Source organism: Sphingomonas sp. (genome assembly GCF_040398505.1).
Classification (GTDB): Bacteria; Pseudomonadota; Alphaproteobacteria; order Sphingomonadales; family Sphingomonadaceae; genus Sphingomonas.
The window spans coordinates 1-8,995 of sequence record NZ_JBBATX010000097.1 but is presented as its reverse complement, the minus strand read 5'-3'; the positions used below and the strand labels follow the sequence as shown (position 1 = coordinate 8,995).

The 8,995-nt window shown below is 65.3% G+C and carries 10 protein-coding genes; 7 read left to right on the top strand and 3 right to left on the bottom strand.

From position 1 onward, the window contains the following. Positions 1-380 precede the first annotated feature (380 nt). From ABWP09_RS11535 to ABWP09_RS11515, 5 genes are read left to right on the top strand one after another with little or no spacing between them, the layout of a single operon-like run. The gene (locus ABWP09_RS11535; RefSeq protein ID WP_353205282.1) at positions 381-893 is read left to right on the top strand and encodes an EF-hand domain-containing protein; all 513 of its coding nucleotides are present in this window, start codon (positions 381-383) and stop codon (positions 891-893) included. A gap of 9 nt (positions 894-902) precedes the next feature. After that, positions 903-1,559: an HAD hydrolase-like protein gene (locus ABWP09_RS11530; protein ID WP_353205281.1), complete on the top strand. Its 657-nt coding sequence runs from the start codon at positions 903-905 to the stop codon at positions 1,557-1,559. 43 nt (positions 1,560-1,602) lie between these two features. Beyond that, complete coding sequence (locus ABWP09_RS11525; protein ID WP_353205280.1) at positions 1,603-2,694, top strand: MBL fold metallo-hydrolase; 1,092 nt, start codon at positions 1,603-1,605, stop codon at positions 2,692-2,694. Positions 2,695-2,742: 48 nt separating this feature from the next. Further along, on the top strand, positions 2,743-3,615 hold the full coding sequence (locus tag ABWP09_RS11520) for a dienelactone hydrolase family protein (protein ID WP_353205279.1): 873 nt from the start codon (positions 2,743-2,745) through the stop codon (positions 3,613-3,615). 12 nt (positions 3,616-3,627) lie between these two features. Further along, complete coding sequence (locus ABWP09_RS11515; RefSeq protein ID WP_353205278.1) at positions 3,628-4,251, top strand: glutathione S-transferase family protein; 624 nt, start codon at positions 3,628-3,630, stop codon at positions 4,249-4,251. A 74-nt stretch (positions 4,252-4,325) separates the two neighbouring features. Here the strand turns inward: ABWP09_RS11515 and ABWP09_RS11510 are convergent, their stop codons facing one another. The 3 genes from ABWP09_RS11510 to ABWP09_RS11500 form a co-directional block, all read right to left on the bottom strand. After that, on the bottom strand, positions 4,326-4,541 hold the full coding sequence (locus ABWP09_RS11510; protein WP_353205277.1) for a DUF1289 domain-containing protein: 216 nt from the start codon (positions 4,539-4,541) through the stop codon (positions 4,326-4,328). 11 nt (positions 4,542-4,552) lie between these two features. Then, a complete protein-coding gene (locus ABWP09_RS11505; protein ID WP_353205276.1) occupies positions 4,553-6,022 on the bottom strand; it encodes a DEAD/DEAH box helicase in 1,470 nt (489 codons plus the stop codon). A gap of 97 nt (positions 6,023-6,119) precedes the next feature. Continuing rightward, positions 6,120-6,575 carry a hypothetical protein gene (locus ABWP09_RS11500; RefSeq protein WP_353205275.1) on the bottom strand — a complete coding sequence of 152 codons (456 nt, stop codon included), beginning with the start codon at positions 6,573-6,575 and terminating at the stop codon, positions 6,120-6,122. Positions 6,576-6,671: 96 nt separating this feature from the next. Between ABWP09_RS11500 and ABWP09_RS11495 the strand changes: the two genes are divergently transcribed. Both ABWP09_RS11495 and ABWP09_RS11490 read left to right on the top strand, forming a co-directional pair. Then, positions 6,672-8,132: an FAD-binding oxidoreductase gene (locus ABWP09_RS11495; RefSeq protein WP_353205274.1), complete on the top strand. Its 1,461-nt coding sequence runs from the start codon at positions 6,672-6,674 to the stop codon at positions 8,130-8,132. Between the two features lie 58 nt (positions 8,133-8,190). Then, entirely contained in the window at positions 8,191-8,961 is a 771-nt protein-coding gene (locus ABWP09_RS11490; protein ID WP_353205273.1) for a SapC family protein, read from the top strand. The last annotated feature ends 34 nt before the right edge of the window (positions 8,962-8,995 follow it).

The following is an 8,995-nucleotide window of genomic DNA, read 5'->3' as shown; positions in this document are numbered from 1 at the left end:
TCAACGCCAGACGCACAGTCGATTTCTGTGCCGAGGAAAAGACTTTCGCGAACCGCATAGCGATCTTCAGCAGAGCCGAGTTCGCGCGGATTATAGAAGGTGTCGTCCACTTCCCGCACTCCTCCTGCTACTCCACCCGCCGTGGATACCCTCATGCGGGCAATGGCAAACGTTTATAACAATTTCAACGCGACTTATGGATGATCGTTTCACGCGCGAAGTTCATCTTATTTTAATTATTACCGAGCGGCGGCAGCGGATCGAAGTGTGTGGCCGGTCCGGGACGGTGGAAACGGGGCGTTTGCGTATGCGACCCGAGACGGCTACCGATTCTCTCGCTACGGCGATGCAAGTCTGTTGGTGCCACAAGAGGAGCGTTGATGCGCGTGCTGCCCGTTCTGATGCTCGCGTTCGCCGCGCCGCTTTCGGCGCAGACCGCGCCGACCGTAGCCCCGCCGCCGCTGACTCCGCAGCAACGCCAGCCCGCCGCGACGATCGTCGCTGAACCCGCCGCGCTGTTCATTGCCGCGTGCGATGCCAATGGGGATGGCCGTACGACACGCGACGAGCTTTCGGCGTGCGTGGCGCGGAGCTTTGCCGACGCCGATAGCGGCCATGCCGGGTCGATCGGCTATATCGGCTATGCCGATTGGGCGCTGAAATGGCTGGGCGATCGCAACGCGCTGCCGAGCCCGTTCGGGGTTGACCGCGACGGCGACAATCGCATTACGCTGCCCGAAATGGAGGCGCAATTCGCGAGCCTGTTCGACCGGTTCGATGTCGACAAGGACAATGCGGCGACGCGCGCCGAATTGCTGACCATCCGCGCCGGCGCTTTCCCGGAAGGCGGGAGCGGCAAAAAAGGCCGTGGACGCGGCGCAGAACCGCGCTAAGCGCCGCGCGTGACCCCGAACTACGCCCTGGTGATCTTCGATTTCGACGGGACGCTGGCCGATAGCGGCGACTGGTTCCTGTCGATCGCCGATCATTTGGCCGAGCGCTTCAAGTTTCGCCGCGTTGCGGCGGAGGAAGTCGAGTTGTTGCGCGGACGCTCGTCGAGCGAAGTGATTCGCCACCTCGGTATCCCGCGCTGGAAGCTTCCCGCGATCGGACGCTATGTCCACGCCTTGCTGGCGCAGCAGACCGATCGGATCGCCTTGTTCGACGGGATCGTGCCGGTTTTGCAGCAGCTCGCGGAACAGGGCGTGCGGATCGCGCTCGTCACCTCCAACGCCGAACACAATGCGCGCGCGATCCTCGGGCCGGCCAATGCCGCGTTGATCGAGCGGTTCGAATGCGGTGCGTCGCTGTTCGGCAAGGCGCCGCGCTATCGCCGCGTGCTGCGCAAGACCAAGATCGCGGCGTCCGACGCGCTTTCAATCGGGGATGAGACGCGCGACGTGGTCGCCGCCAAAAAGGTCGGGATAGATTCGGGGGCGGTGTTGTGGGGCTATGCCAATCGCGCAGCGCTGACGCAGTTACAGCCCGATTTCCTGTTCGAGCGCCCCGATGACGTGCTGCGCCTCGTGCTGGGCGAGCGCGCGGCCAGCGCCGCCTAGGAAAAGCGTGACTTGCGCAGCGCGGTCGCGCTAGTCGCCGATCATGTCCATTGCAGTAGCGGCGCAAGCGCCCGACCCATCCTTTGTCCCGACCAGCCATAAAGGCCTGACCTACCCGTTCGGCGGGGCCGAACCGGCGGCGGGCGCGGTGATGACCGTCGCCCCCGGCGTGCGCTGGGTACGCTTGCACGTTCCAGGCCCCCTGAAACACGTCAATTGCTGGCTGCTCGACGATGCGGACGATCAGGGCGAGGGCGTCGCGCTGATCGATACGGGTATGAACACCGCCGACGCGCGCGCCGCGTGGAAGACGCTGTGGAAAGGGCCGCTGGCGGGGGTGCGCGTCACCAAGATGATCGGCACGCATTTCCACCCCGATCATATCGGTCTGGCTGGCTGGATGCACGACAAGCACGCTTGCCCGGTGGTGATGACGCGCGGCGAATGGCTGAGCGCGCAAATGCTGAGGGCGGATGCGCGCGACGCGGTGCCCGACGACGTGACCGCGATGCGTGTGGCCGCAGGATGGGATGTCGAGCAGATCGCACATGCCGCGACCCGCGGCTGGGCCGGGTTCCGCCAGATCGTCACCGCGCTGCCGCTTGGCTACACCCGGATCAAGGATGGCGACACGCTGCGCATCGGCGCAACCGACTGGCAGATCGTCGTCGGATCGGGGCATAGCCCCGAACATGCCTGTCTGTACGATCCGCTGGGCAAGCTGCTGATCGCGGGCGACCAGGTGTTGCCGCGGATCAGCCCCAATGTCTCGCTTGGCGTGACCGAGCCCAATGCCGATCCGCTCGGTGAATGGTTCGATTCGATTGCGAAATTGAAGCTGCTCCCCGATGATCTGCTGGTGCTGCCGGGGCATGGCGATCCGTTCACCGGCCTGCACGCGCGGCTCGATGCGATGGACCGCGAACATCGCGAACGGCTCGATGAGTTGCACGTTTTCCTCGTCGAGCCACGCCGCGCGATCGATTGTTTCGGGCGGCTGTTCCGGCGCGCGATCGGCCCCGACATGTTGGGGATGGCGACCGGCGAATCGCAAGCGCATTTGCGGCGGCTGGTGGTCGAGGGGCGGGCGACGAGAACGGTCGAAGACGGGGTGTGGTGGTACCGCGCGGCCTAGGTTAGGCTCGTATCTGCGCCGGGGGGCGAATCGCTAGGAGAGACACCGATGTGCGACGACTTCACCGCAGCCGACAATGACGCCCAGCTTGGCGGAGCGGCGGTCACGCGGCGCAGCTTCGGGGCGATGGCAGGCGCGGCAGGTCTCGCGATGCTGCTCCCGGCACCCGCCAATGCCAAGCCGATCTCCGGCAAAGACGTGACGATCGATATGCCCGATGGCAAGGCCGACGCGTATTTCGTCGCGCCTGCGACGGGCAAAGCCCCTGGCGTGCTGATCTGGCCCGACATTATGGGGCTGCGCCCCGCCTTCCGGCAAATGGCCGACCGGCTGGCGCAAAGCGGTTATGCCGTGCTGGTCGTCAACCAATTCTACCGGTCGGTGCAGGCGCCGTTCCTTGCACCCGGTGAAAGCTATGACCAGCCCGAGGTGCGCGCCAAGATCGGGCCATATGTGAAGGCGCTCAGCCCCGAGGGCACCGTCCGCGACGCGCTGGCCTTCACCGCTTTCCTCGACGCGCAACCGCAAGTCGACACGAAACGCGGGCTTGGCACCACCGGTTACTGCATGGGCGGGCCGATGGTGTTCCGCACCGCTGCCGCGAACCCAAGCCGGATCAAGGCAGGCGCGACCTTCCATGGCGGCGGACTTGTCGGCACGCAGCCCGGCAGCCCCAACTTGCTGATCCCGCAGATGAAAGCGCAGCTTCTGATCGCGATCGCGGCGAATGACGATGCGCGCGCGCCGACCGACAAGGACACGCTGCGCGCCAATTTTGCTGCGGCCAAACTCCCGGCCGAGATCGAGGTCTATGCCGGCACGATGCATGGCTGGTGCCCACCCGACAGCCGCGTCTATGATGCCGCGCAAGCTGACCGGGCGTGGGCGCGGATGCTCGCCCTGTTCGCCAAATCGCTGTGATGGAGGGATGTCATGAGCCTCACTTTTTACACCAATCCGATGTCGCGCGGGCGGATCGTGCGCTGGATGCTGGAAGAAGTCGGCGTACCGTATGAAACCGTGGTGCTCGATTATGCGACGACGATGAAGGCCGAGCCGTATCTGTCGATCAACCCAATGGGAAAGGTGCCGGCGATCGTGCATGACGGCCATATCGTCACCGAAGGCGCGGCGATCTGCACGTATTTGGCGGAGGCGTTTCCCGCGGCGGGTCTGGCACCAACGCCGGAGGAGCGCGCGGACTATTATCGCTGGATGTTCTTCGCGGCGGGACCAGCCGAACAGGCCGTTACCAACCGCGCAATGGGGTTTGCGCCGACCGTCGATCAACAGCGCATGGCGGGGTATGGCAATCTCGATTTGGTGGTCGATGCGCTGGAGAAAGCGGTGTCGGCGCATTGCTATTTTGCGGGGGAACGGTTCACCGCGGTCGATGTCTATGCCGGATCGCAAGTGGCGTGGGGTGTGCAGTTCGGATCGCTGCCCAAGCGGGCAGCGTTCGAAGCGTATCTGGCGCGGGTGGTGGCGCGGCCGGCGTATAAGCGGGCGGGCGAGATCGATGACGCGCTGATTGCGGCGGCGACTGCGATGGGGTGATCCTGCGACGCGACTCTGCTGATCGTACCGTAGCCCATTCGTGTCGAGCGACGTCGCTCGACCCGAACGGATGTTTAGCTGGCGCCGTTCGAGCTGGTAGCGGCCGCCCCGAGCCGTCCCGGCAATGCCGCCATCACCGCCGCGCGCCATTCGGGCGTGCCGCTGCCCCAGGCTGCGATCTCGTCGAGCGTGCGGGCGCAACCGAGGCACCGTCCACTGGCCGCATCGATGTCGCAAATATTGATGCACGGACTTTTGATCGCGGGCAGGCGTGCGATAAAGTCGGTCACGCGGTGCGCGCCTATTCGGTGATCTTGGCCAGCAGGAAGCTCGGCATCGGGCCGTTCCAGCCGCCATCGTCGGGTGCGTCGGCGAGTGGTGGCTGCTCGGTCCGGGCCGGACGCTCGTTGCGCGGCGGACGGCTGTCGCGAGCGGGGCGCTCCTCGCGCGGCGGGCGGGCTTCGCGCGGGGCACGCTCTTCGCGGGCTGGGCGCTCTTCGCGTGGGGGACGCGGGGTGCGGGCCGGGGCTTCGGCCTCGACCGGTGTCGGTTCGATTTCGACCGGCGCTGCCACCGGCTTGGCGGCGGGCTTTGCACGCCCACGACCGCGCGGTGCGGCTTCGCGCGGGGCTTCGGCCTCCTCCGCCACCGGCGTATCGCCGGGTTCGTAGCGTTCGATCTTGAGCCCGGTCAGCTTCTCGATATTCTGGATATTCTCGGCATCGTCGGGCGTCGCGAAGGTGAAGGCGATGCCGGTTGCGCCCGCGCGGCCGGTGCGGCCGATGCGGTGGATGTAATCGTCGGGATGCCACGGCGCGTCATAATTGAAGACGTGGCTGACGCCCTTGATATCGATGCCGCGCGCGGCGACGTCGGAGGCGACGAGGATCTTGACCTCGCCTTTCTTGAAGCGGTCGAGCTCGGCGATGCGTTGCGATTGCTCCATATCGCCGTGAATTTCGCTCGAGGCGAAACCGGCGCGTTGTAGCGCCTTGTTGAGCTCGCGCACCGTCGTCTTGCGGTTCGAAAAGATGATCCCGGTCTGCACGTCTTCCGATCGGAGCAGCGCGATCAGCCGGTCGCGCTTCTTGGCGGCGGTGACGGGGACGAGCCACTGCTTGATATTGATATTGGCGGTGGCGGGGCGCGCGACCTCGATCGTCTTGGGATTGTCGAGGAACTTGTCAGCCAGCTTCTTGATCGGTGGCGGCATCGTCGCCGAAAAGAGCAACGTCTGGCGGGTCTTGGGCAGCTTGGTGCAGATTTCCTCGATATCGGGGATGAACCCCATGTCGAGCATCCGGTCGGCCTCGTCGATCACCAGCATCGAACAGCCGGTCAGCAGGATTTTCCCGCGCCCGAACAGGTCCATCAACCGGCCCGGCGTTGCGATCAGCACGTCGACACCCTTTTCGAGCGCGGCGGTCTGGTCGCCCATCGATACACCGCCGATCAGCAATGCCATCGAGAGTTTGTGATATTTGCCGTATTTCTCGAAATTCTCGGCGACTTGCGCCGCGAGTTCGCGCGTCGGCTCAAGGATCAAGGTGCGCGGCATCCGGGCGCGCGACCGGCCTTCGCCCAGGATGTCGATCATCGGCAGCACAAAGGCAGCGGTCTTCCCGGTGCCAGTCTGTGCGACGGCGACAAGGTCACGGCCCATCAGGATCGAAGGGATCGCGCTCGCCTGGATCGGAGTCGGCTCGGTATAGCCGGACTCGTTGACGGCGCGTTGGAGTTCGTCGGAAAGGCCGAGGTCGGCAAAAGTCATGCGGTGTCCGGAAAAAGCGTCCGGGCGAGAGCGCTAGGACCGGTAAAGCGCTTGCCGATCAGGCGCGAAATGTCAAGGTAAACGGGTGAGCGCTGCCCTATCGCTTCGCTACCAAGCGCTTGAATCCGTCGATCCGGCACGCGCTGCCCGAGCGTGAGCGGATCGAGTCGCGGTCGGCGCAGATCATCCCGTCAGCCGTGCCCTTTACATACAGACCCGAATAGAAATCGAGCGCGGGGCAATTGTCGTCGAATCCGGCGCGCAGCCGCGTGCCGTCCGCGACGATCAGATCGACGCTGTCGCGGCCGGTGATGATCGCGCCTTCGAGCGCGTCCATCGGGACGCAACGCGGGCCTTTTTTCTCGGTCCAGCGGATTGCCGGCGGTTCCGAACGCTGCTCGGGGCGCCCGCCGAGAATCCGCGGAATGCGGATCACGATGCGCTGGTGAATCGTCAGCTGTGCGAGTTCCACGCCATCCCATTGCCCGACCTGGGCCGAGGCGGCCGGGGTCAGCATCAGAAGCAGCAGGGCAAGGAAAGCGGCCTTGGGCATAGATCGACGCCAGCGATACCTTCCATGCTTGAACGTCGGATGAATTGGCAACGTGCGAGCCACAATGATAGACCGCCCGCAATGACGAACGCCAGCATGACCGACACCGCCATCGCGCGCCAGACCCGCCTGATCCAAGCCGTGCGCACCGCGCTCGGCGACAAAGCGGTTGTGACCGACCCGCACGACATCGCCCCCTGGCTCGACGACTGGCGCGGACGGTATCACGGCGCGAGCGCGGCGATCCTCGCGCCGGACACGACCGAAGGTGTGGCGACGATCGTGCGGTTGGCGGGCGACTATGGCGTGCCGTTGGTGCCGCAGGGTGGAAATACGTCGATGGTCGGCGGGGCGACGCCGCCCGGCGATGGTTCGGCGCTGCTCCTGTCGCTCCGGCGGATGAACCGGATCCGGTCGATCGATCCGGCGGCGAAGCTGGCGGTGGTCGAGGCCGGGGTGATTCTCGAGACGCTGCACGACGCCGCCGACGCGCAAGGGATGCGCTTCCCGCTGACGCTTGGTGCGCGCGGGAGTGCGACGATCGGCGGCCTGACCTCGACCAATGCCGGGGGCACGCAAGTGCTGCGCTTCGGGACGATGCGCTCGCTGGTCGCGGGACTCGCGGCGGTGCTGCCCGACGGGTCGATCCATGACGGGCTCGCCGCGCTGAAGAAGGACAATCGCGGCTATGACCTGACGCATTTGCTGGTTGGGGCGGAGGGAACGCTGGGGGTCGTGACGGCGGTGACGCTGCGGCTGGTGCCCGCGGTGCACGACCGCGCGACCGGGTGGCTCGCGGTCGAATCGCCGGGCGATGCCTTGAAGGCGTTGCGCGCGATGGAGGCGCAGTCGGGCAGCGCGATCGAGAGTTTCGAACTCGTACCGAAGGTCGCGCTCGATCTCGTGCTGCAGCATATTCCCGGCACCCGACCGCCTTTCGCCGGAGCGCACGCGTGGCTGGTGCTGGTCGATTATGTCGCGCAAAGCGGAAATGTCCCGGCGCAGGCGGCGCTTGAGGATCTGATGCAGGGCGTGCTCGCTACCGGGCTGGCGCAGGACGGGGTGGTTGCGGCGAGCGAAGCGCAGGCCGGGGCGTTCTGGCGCTTGCGCGATTCGATTTCGGAGGCGGAGCGCGCCGAGGGGCCGACCATGGCGCACGACATTTCGGTGCCGGTCGATGCGATGCCCGATTTCATGTTGTACGCGGCGAGCCTCGTCGAGGCGGCGTTTCCGGGTGTTCATGCCAGCGCCTTTGGGCATTTGGGCGATGGCAACGTCCATTTCCACGTCAACGCGCCGCGCGGCGTCGATGCGGCACGCTGGCGCGCCGAGGTGGGCGAGCCCGCCAGCCATATGGTCTATGACCTCGTCGTCGCGGCGGGCGGCTCGATTTCGGCCGAACACGGCATCGGCCAGATGAAGCGCGAGGAACTGGCGCGGCTGTCCTCGCCCGCGCGAATGGCGGCGCTGCGCGCGATCAAGACCGGACTCGATCCGCACGGATTGATGAACCCGGGGAAATTGCTCGGCCTTGCAGAAAGCCCGTCCGCACCATAGAGCCAGCGGCCATTCGGCGTGGCGTGTGCGCGCTTTCATTTTCGATGGAGAATCTACGATGGCCAGCGCGCCGCAATCGCTTCCGCTCTTCTACAATGCGCTCGAACCGCTTTCGAGCGAGACGCATGCGGCGTTCAAATTCCGCATTCTGGATCGTGCGAATTTTCTGGTTGGGCAGCACGCCATCCCGATCACGGTCGACGAATTCGTCGCCGCACAGCGCAGCCTGCCGATCGTCTTCACCACCGGCGACGATTCGATCCCGATCGCGCTGATGGGCCTGAATGAAGGTGTCAACGTCTTCATCGACGACGAAGGCAAGATGTCCGAAGAGCAGGTCTACGTGCCTGCCTACGTCCGTCGCTACCCCTTCATGCTCGCGCGGCTTCGCCCCGATGCCGAGGAATTGTCGCTCTGCTTCGATCCAACCGGCGAAACGATCGGCGCGTTTGACGATGGCGAGCCCTTGTTCGAAGCGGGCAAGCCGACCGAGATCGTGCAGAACATCCTGACCTTCAACGAACAGTTCGAACAGGCTGGCGCGCGCACCGCGAATTTCATGACCGAATTGCGCGAGCTCGGGCTGTTGATGGACGGCGAAGTCACGCTGCAGATGCAGGGCTTCGAACAGCCCTTCGTCTATCGCGGGTTCCAGATGATCAACGAGGAAAAGCTCAACGATCTGCGCGGCGATCAACTGCGCAAGATCCAGAAGTCGGGCCTGCTCGCGTTGATCTATGCGCATATGTTCTCGCTTTCGGCGTTGCCGCAGATTTTCGAACGCCAGGTCAAGCTCGGCAAGGCACCTGCACCGCAATTGGTCGGGTAAGGCGGCGCGGAGCGCGGGGATCGATCGGTATACG

Excerpts from the sequence above, each read along its gene's own strand:
- ABWP09_RS11535 (WP_353205282.1), top strand. The coding sequence starts at position 381 with ATGCGCGTGCTGCCCGTTCTGATGCTCGCGTTCGCCGCGCCGCTTTCG.
- ABWP09_RS11525 (WP_353205280.1), top strand. The coding sequence starts at position 1,603 with ATGTCCATTGCAGTAGCGGCGCAAGCGCCCGACCCATCCTTTGTCCCG.
- ABWP09_RS11520 (WP_353205279.1), top strand. The coding sequence starts at position 2,743 with ATGTGCGACGACTTCACCGCAGCCGACAATGACGCCCAGCTTGGCGGA.
- ABWP09_RS11515 (WP_353205278.1), top strand. The coding sequence starts at position 3,628 with ATGAGCCTCACTTTTTACACCAATCCGATGTCGCGCGGGCGGATCGTG.
- ABWP09_RS11505 (WP_353205276.1), bottom strand. The coding sequence starts at position 6,022 with ATGACTTTTGCCGACCTCGGCCTTTCCGACGAACTCCAACGCGCCGTC.
- ABWP09_RS11500 (WP_353205275.1), bottom strand. The coding sequence starts at position 6,575 with ATGCCCAAGGCCGCTTTCCTTGCCCTGCTGCTTCTGATGCTGACCCCG.
- ABWP09_RS11495 (WP_353205274.1), top strand. The coding sequence starts at position 6,672 with ATGACCGACACCGCCATCGCGCGCCAGACCCGCCTGATCCAAGCCGTG.
- ABWP09_RS11490 (WP_353205273.1), top strand. The coding sequence starts at position 8,191 with ATGGCCAGCGCGCCGCAATCGCTTCCGCTCTTCTACAATGCGCTCGAA.